17 protein-coding genes and 3 tRNA genes are annotated in these 17,193 nt (G+C 64.8%); 16 read left to right on the top strand and 4 right to left on the bottom strand.

Translation table 11 applies throughout. The features are described from left to right. Positions 1–122 precede the first annotated feature (122 nt). The 7 genes from NH396_RS14475 to nadA all read left to right on the top strand — a co-directional run bounded on the left by NH396_RS14475 (position 123) and on the right by nadA (position 5,242). Complete coding sequence (locus NH396_RS14475) at positions 123–1,160, top strand: ScpA family protein (protein ID WP_253064609.1); 1,038 nt, start codon at positions 123–125, stop codon at positions 1,158–1,160. Further along, entirely contained in the window at positions 1,157–2,236 is a 1,080-nt protein-coding gene (gene scpB, locus NH396_RS14470) for an SMC-Scp complex subunit ScpB (RefSeq protein WP_253064608.1), read from the top strand. The genes NH396_RS14475 and scpB overlap by 4 nt, the downstream gene beginning before the upstream one ends. A gap of 32 nt (positions 2,237–2,268) precedes the next feature. Next, entirely contained in the window at positions 2,269–3,321 is a 1,053-nt protein-coding gene (gene rluB / locus NH396_RS14465; protein ID WP_253064606.1) for a 23S rRNA pseudouridine(2605) synthase RluB, read from the top strand. A 268-nt stretch (positions 3,322–3,589) separates the two neighbouring features. Then, positions 3,590–3,664 (top strand) — tRNA-Lys (locus NH396_RS14460). 36 nt (positions 3,665–3,700) lie between these two features. Next, positions 3,701–3,775 (top strand) — tRNA-Lys (locus NH396_RS14455). 16 nt (positions 3,776–3,791) lie between these two features. Further along, positions 3,792–3,866: transfer RNA gene (locus NH396_RS14450), tRNA-Lys, on the top strand. 317 nt (positions 3,867–4,183) lie between these two features. Next, positions 4,184–5,242, top strand: coding sequence for a quinolinate synthase NadA (gene nadA / locus NH396_RS14445; RefSeq protein ID WP_253064620.1), 1,059 nt, complete (start codon positions 4,184–4,186; stop codon positions 5,240–5,242). 110 nt (positions 5,243–5,352) lie between these two features. On the opposite strand, the gene NH396_RS14440 is transcribed toward nadA, so the two are convergent. Then, positions 5,353–6,855 (bottom strand): M48 family metalloprotease, encoded by a 1,503-nt coding sequence (locus NH396_RS14440; protein WP_253064604.1) that lies wholly within the window; start codon positions 6,853–6,855, stop codon positions 5,353–5,355. Positions 6,856–7,110: 255 nt separating this feature from the next. On the opposite strand from NH396_RS14440, the gene NH396_RS14435 reads away from it, so the two are divergent. Further along, positions 7,111–7,377: a sulfurtransferase TusA family protein gene (locus NH396_RS14435; RefSeq protein WP_253064602.1), complete on the top strand. Its 267-nt coding sequence runs from the start codon at positions 7,111–7,113 to the stop codon at positions 7,375–7,377. Beyond that, positions 7,374–8,465, top strand: a complete 1,092-nt coding sequence (locus NH396_RS14430) for an AI-2E family transporter (RefSeq protein WP_176677946.1) — start codon at positions 7,374–7,376, stop codon at positions 8,463–8,465. Before NH396_RS14435 ends, NH396_RS14430 begins: the two co-directional genes overlap by 4 nt. 105 nt (positions 8,466–8,570) lie before the next feature. Here NH396_RS14430 and NH396_RS14425 read toward each other — a convergent pair whose 3' ends face one another. Then, complete coding sequence (locus NH396_RS14425) at positions 8,571–9,047, bottom strand: peroxiredoxin (protein WP_253064600.1); 477 nt, start codon at positions 9,045–9,047, stop codon at positions 8,571–8,573. A 447-nt stretch (positions 9,048–9,494) separates the two neighbouring features. Between NH396_RS14425 and dapA the strand changes: the two genes are divergently transcribed. The 4 genes from dapA (at position 9,495) to purC (ending at position 13,166) form a co-directional block, all read left to right on the top strand. Then, on the top strand, positions 9,495–10,379 hold the full coding sequence (dapA, locus tag NH396_RS14420; protein WP_043336386.1) for a 4-hydroxy-tetrahydrodipicolinate synthase: 885 nt from the start codon (positions 9,495–9,497) through the stop codon (positions 10,377–10,379). After that, positions 10,379–11,317: a hypothetical protein gene (locus NH396_RS14415; protein ID WP_176677945.1), complete on the top strand. Its 939-nt coding sequence runs from the start codon at positions 10,379–10,381 to the stop codon at positions 11,315–11,317. The genes dapA and NH396_RS14415 overlap by 1 nt, the downstream gene beginning before the upstream one ends. Positions 11,318–11,478: 161 nt before the next feature. Continuing rightward, positions 11,479–12,255 carry an MBL fold metallo-hydrolase gene (locus NH396_RS14410; RefSeq protein ID WP_176678473.1) on the top strand — a complete coding sequence of 259 codons (777 nt, stop codon included), beginning with the start codon at positions 11,479–11,481 and terminating at the stop codon, positions 12,253–12,255. 194 nt (positions 12,256–12,449) lie between these two features. Beyond that, a complete protein-coding gene (purC, locus tag NH396_RS14405) occupies positions 12,450–13,166 on the top strand; it encodes a phosphoribosylaminoimidazolesuccinocarboxamide synthase (RefSeq protein WP_175089098.1) in 717 nt (238 codons plus the stop codon). 142 nt (positions 13,167–13,308) lie between these two features. On the opposite strand, the gene NH396_RS14400 is transcribed toward purC, so the two are convergent. Both NH396_RS14400 and tsaA read right to left on the bottom strand, forming a co-directional pair. Further along, complete coding sequence (locus NH396_RS14400; RefSeq protein ID WP_253064598.1) at positions 13,309–13,887, bottom strand: NAD(P)H-dependent oxidoreductase; 579 nt, start codon at positions 13,885–13,887, stop codon at positions 13,309–13,311. 191 nt (positions 13,888–14,078) lie between these two features. Then, complete coding sequence (tsaA, locus tag NH396_RS14395) at positions 14,079–14,819, bottom strand: tRNA (N6-threonylcarbamoyladenosine(37)-N6)-methyltransferase TrmO (RefSeq protein ID WP_253064618.1); 741 nt, start codon at positions 14,817–14,819, stop codon at positions 14,079–14,081. Positions 14,820–15,178: 359 nt separating this feature from the next. Between tsaA and NH396_RS14390 the strand changes: the two genes are divergently transcribed. The 3 genes from NH396_RS14390 to mtnC are packed head-to-tail and all read left to right on the top strand — an operon-like array spanning position 15,179 to position 17,114. Then, complete coding sequence (locus NH396_RS14390) at positions 15,179–15,844, top strand: methylthioribulose 1-phosphate dehydratase (protein ID WP_253064596.1); 666 nt, start codon at positions 15,179–15,181, stop codon at positions 15,842–15,844. Beyond that, positions 15,841–16,437 (top strand): cupin, encoded by a 597-nt coding sequence (locus NH396_RS14385; protein ID WP_176677942.1) that lies wholly within the window; start codon positions 15,841–15,843, stop codon positions 16,435–16,437. Before NH396_RS14390 ends, NH396_RS14385 begins: the two co-directional genes overlap by 4 nt. Next, positions 16,434–17,114, top strand: a complete 681-nt coding sequence (gene mtnC / locus NH396_RS14380) for an acireductone synthase (RefSeq protein WP_253064594.1) — start codon at positions 16,434–16,436, stop codon at positions 17,112–17,114. Before NH396_RS14385 ends, mtnC begins: the two co-directional genes overlap by 4 nt. Positions 17,115–17,193 lie beyond the last annotated feature (79 nt).

Here is a 17,193-nt window from a genome sequence, read left to right as displayed (position 1 = left end):
GGGCGGCGTCGAGCGCGGCTCCGGCGTCTTACCGGCGGCGCAAAGACTTGGGGGATGGGGCGCGAGCCGCTAGAATGCCCGTCCCCCAGACCCACCTTCACCCGCCTCCTGCAGGAGATGTCATGAGCGACCTGCTCGATGGCGCCAGTTTTGCCCTCACTGATGGGCTTAAGCCCGCACCTCTCGTCACGCCCACGACAGTGGCGTCGACGGTGCTGGCGCGCGTCAATGACACCGCGCTCACCGAGATGCCGCAGGACCTGTACATCCCGCCGGAGGCGCTGCGTGTCTTTCTCGAGACCTTCGAGGGCCCGCTGGATCTGCTGCTCTACCTCATCCGTCGCCAGAACCTCGATATCCTCGCCATCAATGTCGCGGCCATCACCCATCAGTACATCGAGTATGTCGAGCTGATGCATGCCATGCAGATCGATCTGGCAGGGGAATACCTGCTGATGGCCGCGATGCTGGCGGAGATCAAGTCGCGCAGTCTGCTGCCGCGTCAGCCGAAGGAGAGTGATGACGACGAGGAAGAGGATCCGCGCGCCGAGCTGATTCGTCGTCTGCAGGAATACGAGCAGACCAAGCTGGCTGCCGAAGGGCTGGATGAGATGCCGCGCCAGGGCCGCGACTGGTTCGTGGCCACGGCAGACCTCCCTGAACTCGAGACGCGCGTGGTGCACCCTGATGTCGACCTGTCGGAATTGCTCGGCGCGCTGTCCGGCCTCTTGCGTCAGGCGGACCTCGTCCAGGCGCACACCATCTCGCGTGAGGTGATGTCGACCCGCGAGCGCATGCTGGCGATCATGAATCTGTTGACCCATGAGCACTTCACGCCCTTCGAGAAGCTGTTCACGCTCGAGGAAGGGCGTGCCGGTGTGGTGGTCAGTTTCATGGCGATTCTGGAGCTGGCCAAGGAATCGATGATCGAGATCGTCCAGAACGCGCCGCTGTCACCGATTCATGTGCGCGCCCGCACGCCGGAACCGGACCCCGAGGATGACGAGGACTGGCTGGCGCTGGAATTCGCCGACGAAGACGAGGTGGCGGCCGATCAGGGGGCGTTCGATGACGCAACGTACGATGACGCAGCGTCCGATGATGCGCAGACGTCACCTTCCTTACCCCCATCCGACGAGCAGGAGAACGCGGCGTCATGAGTTTGCGCGATGTCCCGCTGGACCAGATCATCGAAGCGGCCCTGCTGGCCGCTGGCGAGCCATTGACGCTAGAGCGCCTGGCCGGTCTGTTCGATGAGTATTCAAGCCCGACCAGGCCCGCGCTGCGTGAGGCCTTGAGCAAGCTGGAGGCGCGTCACCCGGCCGACAAGAGCGCGCTGGAGCTGATCGAGACCGCCAGTGGCTGGCGGCTGCGCGTTCGCCAGCAGTACTCCCCCTGGGTATCGCGGCTGTGGGAAGAGCGTCCGCAACGTTATTCACGCGCCTTGCTGGAGACCCTGGCGCTGGTGGCCTATCGTCAACCGGTGACCCGCGGCGATATCGAGCAGGTGCGTGGCGTGACGGTCAGCTCCTCGATCATGCGCACCCTGGTCGAGCGCGGCTGGGTGAGAGTGGTCGGCCACCGTGATGTGCCGGGGCGTCCGGCGGTCTTCGCCACCACGCGTCAGTTCCTTGATGACTTCGGTCTCAAGACGCTGGAAGAACTGCCGCCGGTGCATGAACTGAAAGGCTTCGAAGGACTCGAACAGCTCGAGGCAGACCTGTATGATGTGCCGCCCTCTCAGACCTTGCCGCTGCCGGACGACCCGGACGGCGAGACGGAGGAGGCACCGGCAGACGGCGCTGATCCAGAGCATGAGACAGCGGCTGAGTCAGCACCTGACGCAGAGGCTGGGGAAAAGACTGAATCAGGCGCTGAGACAGGTCTTGAATCAGGTCTTGAGTCAGAGGGTGAGACCGACACCGGCACCCCGGTGCCCGACGACTGGCAACCGCCGGACGTCACCGCCGAGCAGCTGGAAGAGGCGCTGAAGACGCGCGCACTCGATACCGCCGGTGCCTCGGCTGACACACCGAACACAGCAGCACCCTCCGCCTCACAGGCGGAAGATAACCACGCCGGGATGGCGTCCACCGGCTCGGGGTTCGACTTCGCCACACTTGAAGCGCGCCTCAGCCAACGTTTGCGCGGTGCAGACGAGGATGACGACGCTGCCGATGCGCAGCCGCACGACTCCTCCGCTGCCGGGACCGTCGATGATGACGACCCTGCGTAGGCGAAACTCCTATAGATGAAATGGTTCATGTCATGAGCAAGACAGACTCTGATAAGCGCAAGACCTCTCGCCCTGGCAGCGGCCAGGCAGGCAACAAGCACGCTGGTGGCAAGGCCGCGACCGGCAAGTCCACGCGCGGCAGCAAGGCCAATGTCGGCAAGAAGCCGGCTGCCGGCGATGCGCCGGAGCTGCGTCCGCTGCCGCCGCAGGCCAAGGGCGACAAGCTGGTCGAGGACGAGAAGCTGCAGAAGGTGCTGGCGCGCTCCGGTTTCGGCTCCCGCCGTGAGATGGAAGCCGCCATCAGCGCCGGTCGCGTCAAGGTCAACGGCAAGGTCGCCCAGCTGGGTGACCGCGTCGGCCCGCGTGACCAGGTCAGCCTCGATGATCGCCCGCAGAGCCTGAAAGGCGCGGAAGAGACGGCGCGTCGCGTCATCATGTACAACAAGCCGGAAGGTGAGCTGTGCACGCGCAAGGACCCGGAAGGCCGCCGCACCGTCTTCGAGCGCCTGCCGCGTCTGAAAGGCGAGCGCTGGATCGCGATCGGTCGTCTCGACATCAACACCAGCGGTCTGTTGCTGTTCACCACCGATGGTGAGCTGGCCAACCGTCTGATGCACCCCTCGACCCAGATCGAGCGTGAATACGCCGTACGTGTCATGGGTGAGGTCAAGCGCGAGCACGTCGTCAACATGGTCAATGGCGTGATGCTCGAAGATGGCCCGGCGCGTTTCACCGATGTGCAGGAATTCGGTGGTGAAGGTATCAACAGCTGGTTCCACGTGGTGATCATGGAAGGCCGCAACCGTGAGGTGCGTCGTCTGTGGGATTCCCAGGGGCTGACCGTCAGCCGCCTGAAGCGCGTGCGCTACGGCAACATCTTCCTCGACAAGCGCGCTCGCGCCGGTGAGTGGGTGGAGATGGAGCAGAGCGAGATCGATGAACTGTCCACGCTGGCAGGTCTCGAGCATCGCAAGGCGCCGGCCCTGACGCCGGACGAGCAGAATCGCTGGAGCCGCGACAAGCAGAAGCGTCGTCCGGTGCGTGCCATGAAGAAGCCGCCGCAGCGTATACGCAAGCCGCGCTGATGGCGTAGTCGGTGAGGACGGCGATGCGCCGTCATTCACTGACATGGCATGAGCTCGTGGACATGCCACAAGCTCGTGCGACCTAAGTGGTAGCCCGCAAGCCCGCGCCCATCGCGGGCTTGCGTGTCTTTGTCACAGGGGCTGGCCCACGCGCTGGCGCGGGCGTTTCACGAGGCGCCAGCGGACAAGCTGGTCATTTACTTGAAGTTTTTTTGCAAAAGGCTTGCGTCGAAACGGGATCGGCGGTATCTTACGTCCCGCTTCGCAAGGGTCGTTAGCTCAGTGGTAGAGCAGTTGGCTTTTAACCAATTGGTCGAAGGTTCGAATCCCTCACGACCCACCATTCTCTGGAATGGTCTCTTGCAAAGCACCCGGCGGCGGGTCGTTAGCTCAGTGGTAGAGCAGTTGGCTTTTAACCAATTGGTCGAAGGTTCGAATCCCTCACGACCCACCATCCGCCACCCAGTTTTGGGTCGTTAGCTCAGTGGTAGAGCAGTTGGCTTTTAACCAATTGGTCGAAGGTTCGAATCCCTCACGACCCACCAGATCTTGCCCCGTGCCTTCATTGGTGCGGGGCAATTTTTGTTACGCGAGAGGAAAGAGTCCGTTGCCCCCAAGTCGACTGGAGCCGCGATCGCGCCAGGCGTATCCTTGTGGGCGAGCCAAGGCTCATGTCCGCTCAGTGCGGACGACGCTGCGGGCGATAGACGCCCAAGGCACACGCCGCAGTCTGGGGAGCCCAGCTGCAGCGCTGGCAGGGCCGCCACGGGCCGTTCGTGTCCGGGCCGAGTCCTGACCCACTCAGCACAGGGGGAGCCCCTGTGGGCTAGGTGAGAGACACATGAACAGCCTGACTAATGCCATGCCGGGTCGTGAGGCCCACAATGCCGTCCGTGAGCAGGTGCGCGAGCATCTGGCCCGCGCTTACTGCCCGACACGCCCTGCCGCCGAAGATGTCGCGCTGATCGACGAGATCAAGCGGCTGCTCATCGAGCGTGATGCCGCACTGGTCGCGCATTACTATTGTGACGACGCCATCCAGCAGCTGGCCGAGGAAACCGGTGGCTGCGTCGCCGACTCGCTCGAGATGGCGCGCTTCGGCGCCCGCCATGAGGCTTCGACACTGATCGTCGCCGGCGTGCGCTTCATGGGCGAGACCTCCAAGATCCTGTCGCCGGAGAAGCGCGTACTGATGCCGACGCTGGAGGCGACCTGCTCGCTGGACCTCGGCTGCCCGGAAGACGAGTTCGCGGCCTTCTGTGATGCTCATCCCGACCGCACCGTGGTGGTGTACGCCAATACCTCGGCGGCCGTGAAGGCGCGTGCCGACTGGGTAGTGACTTCCTCGATCGCTGTCGATGTCATCGAGCACCTGCATGCCCGGGGCGAGAAGCTGATCTGGGCGCCGGACAAGCATCTGGGCGCCTACGTGCAGAAGCAGACCGGTGCCGACATGCTGCTGTGGGACGGCGCCTGTATCGTCCACGACGAGTTCCGTGCCCAGGGCATCAGTGACCTGCTCAAGGTCTACCCGGACGCCGCGGTGCTGGTGCACCCGGAATCACCGCAGTCGGTGGTCGAGCTGGCCGATGAGGTCGGTTCCACCTCGCAGCTGATCAAGGCCGCCGTCGAGCTCGAGAATCAGCAGCTGATCGTCGCGACCGATCGTGGCATCTTCTTCAAGATGCAGCAGGCCGCGCCGCACAAGCAGCTGTACGAGGCGCCGACCGCCGGCAATGGCGCGACCTGCAAGAGTTGTGCGCACTGCCCGTGGATGGCGATGAACGGCCTGGAGAATCTGGCCGCCGTGCTGCGTCGCGATCCGGCGGAAGCCAATGCCGAGGAAGTCTTCGTCGATGATGACCTGCGTGAGCGCGCCCTGAAGCCGTTGACGCGGATGTTGGAATTCAATCGCGGCTGAGCGCTGACGCTGATCGCCACCGATTGCTGCCTGCATGAACCAGGACCGCCGCTCCCGATTCCCCGGGGCGGCGGTTTTTGTTTGCCTGGTGCTTCGAGAGGGAGGGTGCCTCAGAACTCCTCGATGGCGTTGCGATAGCGCTTGAAGTCCTCCCGGCGTGAACTGATACGGTTGGCCATGCTGAAGTCGCCGTTCTTGCGTGCGGCCTCGTCGGCCAGCTTGAGCTGAGCGAAGGCCTTGTCCATGCGGCCCTCCAGCTGATCGAATTCGGCGCGATACAGGAAGGCCTCGGCGGTGTGGCCGCTGCGCCCACTGGCCTCGGAGGCCAGACTCCAGACCTTGGGGTCATCGGGATGATCGCGGCGCATGTCCTCCAGCTGCTGGCGCGCAGCGGCGGGGTCCTGTTGCAGCGCGACTTCCGCCATGGCCAGGCGGGTCGGCAGGTAGTCGGGTTGCAGGCGCAGCAGGCGTCTGGCGCGGCGGGTCGCCTCCTCATAACGCCGGGCATCCCGCGCGACCTCGACCGCACTGGCGCTGATCAGGGTCAGGTCAGGATGCTTGTCATGCAGGCGGTCCAGTGCGGCCAGTGCCTTGTCGACCTGGTTGTGCTCCGCCGCGGCCAGCGCCTGATAGTAGGCAATCGCGTCGGGGTCGGGGTTGTCTTCGCGCAGTGTCGTCAGTCCCTGCTCGGGCTGGCGCAGATTGAGCGCCAGCAGGGCGCGGGCACGGATCATCGCGTAGGCGAGTTGCGCGAGCGGGTCGGGTGTTACCTTCTGCATGGCGTCGGCACGCGCCTGGGTGTCGCCGATACGTGCCTCGGTCACCGGGTGCGTGAGCAGAAATTCCGGTGCGTTGCCGCCCTGCAGGCTGGCCATGCGTTGCATGGCGCGGAACATGCGCGGCATGGCCTCGGGGTCGAAGCCGGCGCGTGACAGCGCATCGATACCGACGCGGTCGGCCTCCTGTTCGAAGCGGCGCGAATAGGCCAGCTGGTCGGAAATGGCAGCGGCCTGGGTGCCGGCCATGGTCGCGATGCCCGCTGAGCCGCCACCGCCCGCCGCGATCACCATGCCGGCGAGGAAGCCGGCCAGCGTCGGCAGGCGTGTCTCGGCCTGGCGCTCCATGTTGCGCGCGAAGTGATGCTGGGAGAGGTGGCCCAGCTCGTGGGCGAGCACCGAGGCGAAGGCGTCGCGGTCCGGCGCGAAGGCGAACAGCCCTGTATTGACGCCGACCACGCCGCCGGGCACGGCGAAGGCATTCAGCTGGCTGCTGGCGACCAGCGTGATGATGAAATCGCGGTCATCCAGCTCGCTCCACGGCGCCAGTTGACGCACGATGCTACCGATCCAGTCCAGAGTGATGGGATCATCCCATTCACGCACATGGGCGCGGAACTGACGTAGCCAGGCGCGACCGATACGATATTCATCGTTGCTGGAGATGCCGCCACTCGCACTCCCCAGGTCCGGCAGTCCATAGTCGTTCTGGGATGCGGCTGGTGCACTGGCGACCGGCGCGCCCATCAGCAACAGGCCGAGCAGGGCGCTCGACAGGGTGGCAAGCCCGCGGCGTCCGATGCGAACGCGTCCGCTCAAGGGGGGCAGCAACGACATGCAGGCAATCCTCTTCGATATGGCGCAAGGTGCGGTCGGCTCGCAGGATTGCCGGGCGCCGCACTGGCGTTGACGACCCTGCGTGAGTCCGGGCAAGACGCAGCCGCGCAGGGCGGAAAGTTGCTTTGTCAGGCAAGGTGCCCTTAAATCGGGGCGTTTTCAAGCTGCACTCTCCACGGCGTGCGGCAGAACATCATAACGAGAACGGAAGGGCAGATGGCATTCGAACGACCTGGCGCTGAGACTGCGAATCCGATGGTTGACTCCACGGCCGATACCCACCTGCAGACGCTGGATGCGCGCGGCCTGCACTGTCCGTTGCCGCTGCTGCGCACCAAGCTCACACTGGCTGGCATGGGTGCCGGCGAGCAACTCGAGGTCCTCGCCAGCGACGCCGGCGCCTGGGGCGACATCCCTGCCTATCTGGCGCTGAGCGATCACGCGCTGGTCTCGCGTGAAGAGACGCCAGAGGGCGATTACCGCTTCGTGATCAAGGCGCTGTGCGAGGAAGATCCGTCATGACCATGAAGACGTTGTTGCGTGGCTGGATCGAGCGCTATTTCTCCGACGAAGAAGCGGTGGTGCTGTTTCTGGTGCTGGTGCTGGTGTTCGCCGCCGTCATCTGGCTGGGCAGCATGCTGGCGCCATTCTTCACCGCCCTGATCGTCGCCTTCCTGCTGCAGAGCGGCGTGAGCTGGATGGAGCGCCGTGGCCTGCCACGTCTGGCGGCGGTCAGCCTGATGACGCTGGTGTTCATGGGCATCATGCTGGCCAGTGCGCTGATCCTGCTGCCGCTGGTCTGGCATCAGCTTGCCAATCTGATCCAGGAGATTCCCGGCATGTTCGCCTCCGGGCAGCGCTGGCTGGGCGAGCTGCAGGAGCGCTTCCCCGGCCTGATCACGCCGGAGCAGGTCCAGCAGTGGGTCGGCGCCGCCGGGCGTGAGCTGACCCAGTTCGGGCAGCGCGCGGTATCGCTGTCGCTGGCGTCGCTGGGCAACCTGATGGGGGTGGTGATCTACCTGGTGCTGGTGCCGATCCTGGTGTTCTTCATGCTCAAGGACCGCGAGCGGCTGGTGGACTTCACGCTGGCGCTGCTGCCACGCAAGCGTCTGCTGATGAACCGGGTCTGGAACGAGATGGATGATCAGATCGCCAATTTCGTGCGTGGCAAGGTGATCGAGATCGTCATCGTCGGTGGCGTCAGCTACGTCACCTTCGTCGCCTTCGGGTTGCCGTATTCAGCGCTGCTGGCGATCGTGGTCGGCTTCTCAGTGCTGATCCCCTACATCGGCGCGGCAGGGGCGACCTTGCCGGTCGCCGCCGTCGCCGGTTTTCATTACGGGCTGGGCGATACCTTCATGTACGTGATGATCGCCTACGGCATCATCCAGGCGCTGGATGGCAACGTGCTGGTGCCGCTGCTGTTCTCGGAGGCGGTCAATCTGCACCCGGTGGCGATCATCCTCGCGGTGCTGTTCTTCGGCGGCATCTGGGGCTTCTGGGGGGTGTTCTTCGCCATCCCGCTGGCGACCCTGATGAAGTCGCTGCTCTACGCCTGGCCGCGCCGGGCACGCGCCGAGGAGAATCGGGTCGCGGACAAGAGCGCCTGATCGAAAAAGCCCCGCCAATCGGCGGGGCTTTTTTCATGGCTGAGGCGGCTGGCACACAGGCTCTCTCTACCCAACTGCTTCCAGACGAGCTGCTGCCACTCGAGACTAGCGGGCAGCGTTGAGCTCGCGGGCGGCTTCCAGCACTTCCTCGACATGGCCCTTGACCTTCACGCCACGCCATTCGCGCGCCAGATTGCCATCGGCGTCGATCAGAAAGGTGGAGCGCACCACGCCGAGACTTTCCTTGCCCATGAATTTCTTCATGTGAATGACGTCAAAGATCTTGCACAGGGTCTCGTCCGGGTCGCTGATCAGCTCGAACGGGTAGCCCTGCTTGGCCCGGAAGTTCTCGTGGGTGCGCAGGCTGTCGCGGGAAACGCCGAGAATCACGGTGTTGGCCGCGTCGAATGCCTCGAGGTTGTCGCGGAAGTCACCGCCTTCGGTGGTGCAGCCCGGCGTGTGGTCCTTCGGGTAGAAATAGATGACGGCTTGCTTGCCCTTGAGGCTGGCCGGAGTGACTTCGGTATCACTGGTGGCCTGGGCGGTAAAGTCGGGAATTGGCTGACCGAGGCTGACGCTCATCGTGCTCTCCTGGCGATGACTGACGGCCATGTGGCGGCTGACAGTGCTGAATGATGAAAGAAACCGGCAGTGATGGGCATCGCGCTTGCCCGCTTCTGCGGTGTGTCCTGCATTACACGCAGGGCGTCCTGACTTGTCAAAGACGGGGCAGAACTCTTGTGTTTCACCGTCTTGGCGACCAACGCCATCGTGGCCATCCACCGTGCATCTGCCCCGCGGACAGGCGAGGGAATCCACCGCTTTGCACAACGGGTGCAGATGGCGTCTGTACAGGCTTCGATGGTCTTTGTAACATCATCACCCTTGACGCGACTCGCGTGTCGGCGTGCCCACGCAATCAGAGTCCTGCGTCAACCAATTTATGTCAGATGTCTGTCCCCGGGATCCGTTGTTTCAACAGCGCAGGGACACGCCTGGCACATCAGGCACCAGAGGAGAATTCGAGGGATGATCACAGGTAGCATTGTCGCACTGGCGACCCCGATGAAGGCCACCGGCGAGATCGACTGGGACGCCCTGCGCCAGCTGGTCGCCTTCCACCTCGAAAATGGCACCGATGCCATCGTCGCCGCCGGCACTACCGGCGAGCCGACCACCATGTCCTTCGCGGAGCACTTCGATGTCATCCGCTGCGTGGTCGAGACGGTCGCCGGCAAGATTCCGGTCATCGCCGGCACGGGCGCCAACGCCACCTCCGAAGCGGTCGAACTGGCTCGCTACGCCAAGGAAGTCGGTGCGGATTACTGCCTCTCCGTGGCGCCGTACTACAACAAGCCGACCCAGGAAGGGCTCTACCAGCACTTCAAGGCCGTCGCCGAGCAGGCCGGTATTCCGGTCATTCTCTACAACGTGCCGGGTCGTACCTGCTCCGATATCTACAACGAGACGGTCTTCCGCCTCGCCGAGCTCGACAACATCGTCGGCTTGAAGGATGCCACCGGCAACCTGGAGCGTGGTCAGGAACTGATCGACCGTCTCAAGGGCACCGACTTCGCGCTCTACTCCGGCGACGACCCCACGGCCTGTGACTTCATCCTGATGGGCGGCCACGGCGATATCTCCGTGACGGCCAACGTCGCGCCGCGCCTGATGCACGAGATGTGTGAAGCCGCCGTGGCCGGCGATGCCGAGCGCGCTCACCAGATCAACACGCGCCTGATGCCGCTGCACTCCGCGATGGGCGTCGAGTCCAACCCGATCCCGGTCAAGTTCGCCATGCACCGCATGGGCCTGTCGCCGGAATCCGGCGTGCGTCTGCCGCTGACCTGGCTGTCCGAGCAGTACCACTCCACGGTCGAGGAAGCACTGCAACTGGCCGAGGTGCTCAACTGATGAGTCAGCGTTTCGTGCCACTGGCCCTGCTGACGGCGCTCGCGGTCGCAGGCTGTTCCAGTGATGGCTACTACTACGATCGCAACAGCGAGTATGCCGATGCCAGCATCGCACCGCCGCTGGAGCTGCCGGACACGATCAATCGTGGTGATTACCAGGATTCCATGCCGGTACCGCAGGCCAGCAGTGACTTCCTGGCCAGCGACGACTTCGAGGCGCCGCGTCCCCAGCCACTGGCGACCAGCGAGCAGGGCGGGCGAGAGTTCGTCGCCATGCGGCAGAGCGGCGATGCCCGCTGGCTGGCCGTGAACGCCGCGCCGGCAGCGGTGTGGACACGTCTGCAGTCCTTCGTGCGCGACCAGGGCCTCGATGTGCAGAGCATCGATGCCGGCAAGGGCGAGATCACCACGGCCCAGGGCATCATCAGCGTCAGCCAGGGGCTGCGTGCCGATGCCTCCGAAGTGCGTTGTCAGCAGGGCGACGATGTCGCCGGCAGCTGCCTGAACGCGCTGAGCGGCTATCTGGCCGCGTCTTCCGCCGATAGCGGTGTCTCGCTGGCAGCCCAGTCGCTCAGTCGTGATGACCGCGTGCGCCTGGAAGGCCGCGATGGCACCTGGCAGGTCGATCTGGCGCTGGACATCGAGCGCAGCTGGGCCGAGCTGCTCTATCAGCTGCAGAAGAACTTCAACACCGACTACCAGACGCTGACCGATCAGGACCGCTCGCGTGGCGAGTTCATGGTCGATTACATCCCGCGTGAAGAGCGTGATGGCGGCTGGTTGGGTATCGGGGGCGATGGTGATCCGGTGCCGATGATACTCAAGCTGCGCGCCGAGAATGACCACACCCTGGTCACGGCGACCCGTGCCGATGGTGAAGAGACCACGCCGGCACTGGCGCGTGAGCTGCTCGACGCCGTGGCGTCGACACTGCGCTGAGCATGTGGCTCGACACGCCTTGCGCCGCCTCATCTGACGACTCGTCGGGTGAGGCGGCTGCGTCGTTTCAGATCCCCCTCCCGGTGGCAGGTAGTGGGGCGCTGGCGGATGGCCTGACGGCCGCCCTTGGGCCGAGTGGCGACGCTCAGGGCGTGCTGGCGATGGCTTCGCTGGGCAGCGGCAGCAAGGGCAACGGCACGCTGATCCGCACTCGCGAGGCACTGGTGCTGGTCGATTGCGGCTTCACCCTTAAGGAGACCGAGGCCCGTCTGGCGCGCCTTGGCGTGCATCCCTCGCAGCTGGACGCCGTGCTGGTCACCCATGAACATGGTGATCATCTGAGCGGCGTGGGGCCGTTGGCGCGTCGCCACGCTGTGCCGGTGCATCTGACCACCGGCACCTGGCTTGCCGGGCGCGCGAAGAAGCTGGGCACGTTGCCGAGTCGCCATCTGATCACGCCGCAGCAGGAATTCGCGATCAAGGATCTCGAGATTCTGCCGGTCACGGTGCCCCACGATGCGCGCGAGCCGGTGCAGTTCGTGTTCAACCGACGCGGTGAGACGGCCGCGCGTCGCCTCGGCGTGCTGACCGATCTCGGCCATGTCAGCGAGCATGTGCTGCAGTGCTTTGCCGATTGCGATGCGCTGGTGATGGAGTTCAATCACGATCCGCAGATGCTGGCCAGCGGGCCGTATCCGCCCAGCCTCAAGCGGCGGGTCGGAGGGCGGCTCGGTCACCTGGCCAATGCCCAGGCGTGCGCCGCCTTGCCCTATCTGGGGCTGGCGCGCCTGCAGCGGCTGGTGGCCTCGCACCTGTCGGAGAGCAACAACCATCCGACATTGGCCCGGGAAGCACTGGCCCCCTGGCTTGCGGATGACGATAGTCGCCTGATCATCGCCGCGCAGGACAGCGGCTTTGGCTGGCAGGCCATCGCCTGATTTTCATGACGCCCGGTCGCTTCGCGATCGGGCGTTCGTGATTCTGGACGAGCTGACCAGATGGACAGCTCTCGAATCACGTTATACACCAACGCCACAGTCCCTCTCGGCTGGGCGTGACAGACTCAAGCGTGATCGATTCATCGTCGACCGCCTCAACACTCGACGCGTCTAGCGTCATCAGGGGGAATCTCATGGAAAAGCGTGAAGAGCTCTACGCTGGCAAGGCCAAATCCGTCTTCGTCACTGACGACCCGGATCTTCTGCTGCTGGAATTCCGCGACGATACCAGCGCCTTCGACGGCAAGCGTATCGAGCAGCTCGACCGCAAGGGCATGGTCAACAACAAGTTCAATGCCTTCATCATGGAGAAACTCAAGGCGGCCGGTATCCCGACCCACTTCGAGCGTCTGGTCAGCGACAACGAGTGCCTGGTCAAGCGTCTCGACATGATGGCGGTGGAGTGCGTGGTGCGTAACATCTCCGCCGGTTCGCTGGTGCGTCGTCTGGGGGTCGAGGAAGGCCTCGAGCTCAATCCGCCGACCTTCGAGCTGTTCCTCAAGAACGACGAGAAGGGCGACCCGATGATCAACGAGTCGCTGGTCGAGACCTTCGGCTGGGCAGAGCCCAAGCACCTGGCGCGCGCCAAGGAACTGACCTTCCAGGTCAACGACATCCTCAAGCAGCTGTTCCTCGACGGCGGCATCCTGCTGGTCGACTACAAGCTCGAGTTCGGCGTCTTCAAGGGTGAGGTCGTGCTGGGTGACGAATTCTCGCCGGACGGCTGCCGTCTGTGGGATGCCGAGACGCGCGAGAAGCTCGACAAGGACCGTTTCCGCCAGGGGCTGGGCGGCGTGATCGAAGCCTACGAGGAAGTCGGTCGCCGTATCGGTATCGATTTCTCGGCCTGAGCCTGAGCCTGGGTGACAGACAGGGGCCCTGAGGTCCTGACGTCACGCAGACAGCGCATCAAGGAACGGCCCCCTGCCATCGGCAGGGGGCCGTTCCTGTTGTTCGGGCGGCAATCAGGAAGGCGCCATGAACGAGGGTCGCTTACGACGCGCGCAGGCTGGCCAGATCGATCACCTGGCGGGCGACAGCCGCGAGGGCGTGGTCCTGGCCTTCGTCATCCAGGCTGCCATCCTCGTGGAAGGCGCTGGCGGCACGCGAGACCGCGATCTGCTGGGGCGCGACCAGCATGCCGAGGTTGTTCAGGTACAGGCGCACGAAGGGCAACGCCCGCATGCCGCCCATGGCACCGGGGGAGGCCGAGACGATGCCGACCGGCATGCCGCGCAGGGCATCCATGCCGCTCTGGCCATCCGCCGCCGGGCGTGACAGCCAGTCGAAGGTGTTCTTGAGCAGCGGACTGAAGAAGCCGTTGTATTCCGGCGTCGCCAGCAACAGCCCCTGATGGCTGGCCAGCATCCCCTGCAGGCGGTCGGCGCTGGCGGGACGGCCATTGGCCTCTTCGTTGTCGCCATCGTAGAGCGGCATCGGGAAGTCGTTGAGATCGAGCAGGCTGACCTCGGCACCTTCCTGTCGGGCGTGGTGCGCCAGGCGCTCGATCAGGCGTCGATTGACGGAGGCCTTGCGGGTACTGGCGGCAAAGGCAAGCAGACGGATACTCATGCGGCGGACTCCCGGTGAAACGAGTGGAGATGAAGGAACGCACGCCCAGTATGGTCGGGTCTCGTGACGGTTCGCCAATCCAATCTGGCATTGTCTTGATCTGGCGCGCGCAATCCTTCGATCCGCTTCATGCAAGGCGTGGCCCCCCCCCCACTGGACAAGGCGTTGCTCTGACCCGCGCAGGGGCTTGATCAGACGGCCACGATGGCCGCGACCTCCATCGTCAAGGAGCCATCGGGTTGCGTGCGGGCCGTGAAGCGCACATCCACGTCCACCAGCCGTACGCCATACTGGCGCTTGCCATCGGCGGACCTGGCGGCGTGATAGGCGGGGCGCGGGTCCTGGGCGAGCACTTCCTCGATCAGCGCGCGCAGCGTGGCGCTGTCGGCCCGCGTTGCCAGTGTCTGCTCGGCCTGAGCGCAGAAGACGACGGCGTGGCGCGGCGGTGGCGCAGGCGCATAGCCGGCACGCGCTTCGGGCACCGCATCGACCCACGGCAGATAGGGCTTGATGTCCATTACCGGTGTGCCATCGAGCAGGTCGTGGCCGCGCAGCAGCAGGCGCACGCCGTTGCGCTTGCCCGGCTGCCTGTCATCCGGCGTGGTATTGGCCGCCGTCTCGACGCCTGCCAGTTCGACCACCGACTGCCCCAGTCGATTGGGACGGTGGGTGCTGCGCGAGGCGAAGACGCCGGTGCGCGCATTCCCCCCCAGGCGCGGCGGGCGGATCAAGGGCGTCCAGCGTGTGGGGCTGGCGTGGAACAGGAAGTGGATCCACAGATGGCTGAAGCCCTCGATGTCGCGCACGCAGTCCGGGTCATCGAAGGGTGGCAGCAGGTGCAGGATGGCACTCGCATGACGCGCCAGCCCCGGCTGGCGGGGAATGCCGAACTTGTCCGGGTAGCAGCTTTCGATGATGCCCACCGGCTGCATGGCCTGTTGCCCCAGCGCCGCGGCCTGCTCACGCAGATGAGGGGGCAGCAGCGGCAGGCGCCTGGCCAGTGCGACGTCGCTCATCGGGCGCTCGGCCGTGTCGGCGGTCGGGTGGGGGCTGGCGGGCTGATCGGAAGAGGACATGGCAGGACCGTGGCAGAGGCTGAAGTGATGATGGCGCAGAATGTCGTGTGACATTCCAGGCCGCCATGATGCCATGCTCGTCGTCGCACGGCATGACTGGTCTCGTCGGGTCGGCTTGTGTAGTCTGCCGCGATGGCAGCGCCGCGTGGCGCTGAATCGTGATGCTGGTGACGGGGCGTGAAGGTCCCGCGCGACTCTTGAGGGCAATCTTGATCATGTCAGACCCCATCGCCATTGCCACTGCCGACGGCCTGTTATCGACATTGGACCTCGACCGCCTTGCACTGGCGAGCCAACAGTTGATCGAGGCCGGTCAGGCGCTGGACGCTGCCGGACAGGTGCCGGCCACCGGCGGCAACTTCTCCTGTCGTCTCAGTGATCGTCTGATGGCGGTCACCGCCTCGGGCTGCCACAAGGGCCGCCTGACCAGCGGCGACATTCTGGTCAGCGATTTTGCCGTCAGGCTGCAGGGCACTTCCCGCAAGGCCTCTGACGAGGCGCGCCTGCATGGCCAGCTCTACGAAGACCTGCCCCACGCGCAGGCGATTCTGCATACCCACTCCCGGGCCGCCACCGTGCTGTCGCTGTGCCATGAGGGCGACACCCTGAGCCTGGAGGGTTTCGAACTCAACAAGGCGCTGGAAGGCGTCAAGAGTCATGAGACGGCGGTACGTCTGGCCGTCTTCGACAATACTCAGGATATCGAGGCGCTGGCGCTGGATGTGCGTGCCCGACTGGCCGCCGATGCCGGTCTGCACGGCTACCTGATCCGCGGCCATGGCCTCTATACCTGGGCCAGCAGCATGGCGGCCTGCCGCCGCCACGTCGAAGCGCTCGACTTCCTGATGGGTTGTGAACTGGAACTGAGGAGACAGCGATGAGCTTTCTGGCCATCTACGCCGAGCAGGACGCCTCGCGTCCGCAGTTGATCACCAATGATGGCGCGCAGATCGCCAGCGAACTCGAGGCTGAAGGCATCCGCTTCGAGCGCTGGACGGCGGGCTGCGAGATGCGTGATCCCACCGACCAGGCCCAGGTGCTGGCGGCCTACGCCGACGACGTCGCACGTCTCAAGTCCGAGAGCGGTTTCGTCACCGCCGACGTGATCGGCCTGACGCCGGATCACCCTGACCGCGATGCCCTGCGCGGCAAGTTCCTCGATGAGCACCGCCACGCGGAGCACGAGGTGCGTTTCTTCGTGCGTGGCAGCGGCATCTTCTATCTGCATCTGGGCGAGCGCGTGCTGGCGGTTGGTTGCGAGAAGGATGACCTGATCGCCGTGCCCGCCGGCACGCCGCACTGGTTCGACATGGGGCCGACGCCGGACTTCACCGCCATCCGTCTGTTCACCAATCCGGAAGGCTGGATCGCCAACTTCACCGACAATGACATCGCTGCCCGCTTCCCGCGTCATGAAGCGCTGGCCGAGCACTTTACCCAGACCGCAGCCCCGCATTCCCAGGAGTCCGCATGATTCGCGCCATCGTCACTGACATCGAGGGCACGACCGGCTCGATTCGCTTCGTGCATCAGGTGCTGTTCCCCTATGCGCGCGCCAATCTGGGCGATTTCGTGCGTGCCAACGCCGAGCGTGAGGATGTCGCCGAGCAGCTGTCCGCCACCCGCGAGCTGGCCGAGGCACCGAAGGCCGATCTCGAGGCCGTGATCGCCATTCTGGAAGGCTGGATCGATGCCGACCGCAAGGCCACGCCGCTCAAGGCGCTGCAGGGCATGGTCTGGGCGCAGGGCTACGCGGACGGTGACTTCACCGGCCATGTCTATCCTGATGCCGTGAAGGGATTGCGTGACTGGAAGGAGCGCGGCCTGTCCTTGTATGTCTACTCTTCAGGCTCCATCCAGGCCCAGAAGCTGCTGTTCGGGCATTCCGATGTCGGCGATCTGACTCCGCTGTTTGCCGGCTACTTCGACACCACCACGGGCCCCAAGCAGGAAGCCGAGAGCTATCGCCGCATCGCCGGTCAGCTGGGCATTCCTGGCGCGGAGATCCTGTTCCTGTCGGATGTCGTCGCCGAGCTGGACGCCGCCGCAGCCGCCGGTTTCCATACCTGGCAGCTGGTGCGGGAGCCGGACATGATCACCGGAGATCATCCCCGGGCCAGCCGCTTCGATGAGGTGTCCTTCAGCGGCTGAGCAGGACGTTTCTGTGGCAGGTGTCAGCCGTGGGCCTGTCAGATATTCCATGAATACAGCGTCCTCGTTCGAGGACACA

Source organism: Cobetia sp. Dlab-2-AX (genome assembly GCF_024124625.1).
Lineage (GTDB): Bacteria > Pseudomonadota > Gammaproteobacteria > Pseudomonadales > Halomonadaceae > Cobetia.
The sequence above is the reverse complement of the archived record's forward strand: the minus strand, read 5'-3'. Positions and strand labels throughout refer to the sequence as shown.

Bases quoted from the DNA above. Each gene is read 5' to 3' on its own strand.
- NH396_RS14475 (WP_253064609.1), top strand. From the start codon at position 123: ATGAGCGACCTGCTCGATGGCGCCAGTTTTGCCCTCACTGATGGGCTT.
- NH396_RS14430 (WP_176677946.1), top strand. From the start codon at position 7,374: ATGACCATGAAGACGTTGTTGCGTGGCTGGATCGAGCGCTATTTCTCC.
- tsaA (WP_253064618.1), bottom strand. From the start codon at position 14,819: ATGCAGCCGGTGGGCATCATCGAAAGCTGCTACCCGGACAAGTTCGGC.
- NH396_RS14425 (WP_253064600.1), bottom strand. From the start codon at position 9,047: ATGAGCGTCAGCCTCGGTCAGCCAATTCCCGACTTTACCGCCCAGGCC.
- dapA (WP_043336386.1), top strand. From the start codon at position 9,495: ATGATCACAGGTAGCATTGTCGCACTGGCGACCCCGATGAAGGCCACC.
- rluB (WP_253064606.1), top strand. From the start codon at position 2,269: ATGAGCAAGACAGACTCTGATAAGCGCAAGACCTCTCGCCCTGGCAGC.
- scpB (WP_253064608.1), top strand. From the start codon at position 1,157: ATGAGTTTGCGCGATGTCCCGCTGGACCAGATCATCGAAGCGGCCCTG.
- nadA (WP_253064620.1), top strand. From the start codon at position 4,184: ATGCCGGGTCGTGAGGCCCACAATGCCGTCCGTGAGCAGGTGCGCGAG.
- NH396_RS14385 (WP_176677942.1), top strand. From the start codon at position 15,841: ATGAGCTTTCTGGCCATCTACGCCGAGCAGGACGCCTCGCGTCCGCAG.
- NH396_RS14410 (WP_176678473.1), top strand. From the start codon at position 11,479: ATGGCTTCGCTGGGCAGCGGCAGCAAGGGCAACGGCACGCTGATCCGC.
- NH396_RS14415 (WP_176677945.1), top strand. From the start codon at position 10,379: ATGAGTCAGCGTTTCGTGCCACTGGCCCTGCTGACGGCGCTCGCGGTC.
- mtnC (WP_253064594.1), top strand. From the start codon at position 16,434: ATGATTCGCGCCATCGTCACTGACATCGAGGGCACGACCGGCTCGATT.
- NH396_RS14435 (WP_253064602.1), top strand. From the start codon at position 7,111: ATGGTTGACTCCACGGCCGATACCCACCTGCAGACGCTGGATGCGCGC.
- NH396_RS14440 (WP_253064604.1), bottom strand. From the start codon at position 6,855: ATGTCGTTGCTGCCCCCCTTGAGCGGACGCGTTCGCATCGGACGCCGC.
- purC (WP_175089098.1), top strand. From the start codon at position 12,450: ATGGAAAAGCGTGAAGAGCTCTACGCTGGCAAGGCCAAATCCGTCTTC.
- NH396_RS14400 (WP_253064598.1), bottom strand. From the start codon at position 13,887: ATGAGTATCCGTCTGCTTGCCTTTGCCGCCAGTACCCGCAAGGCCTCC.
- NH396_RS14390 (WP_253064596.1), top strand. From the start codon at position 15,179: ATGTCAGACCCCATCGCCATTGCCACTGCCGACGGCCTGTTATCGACA.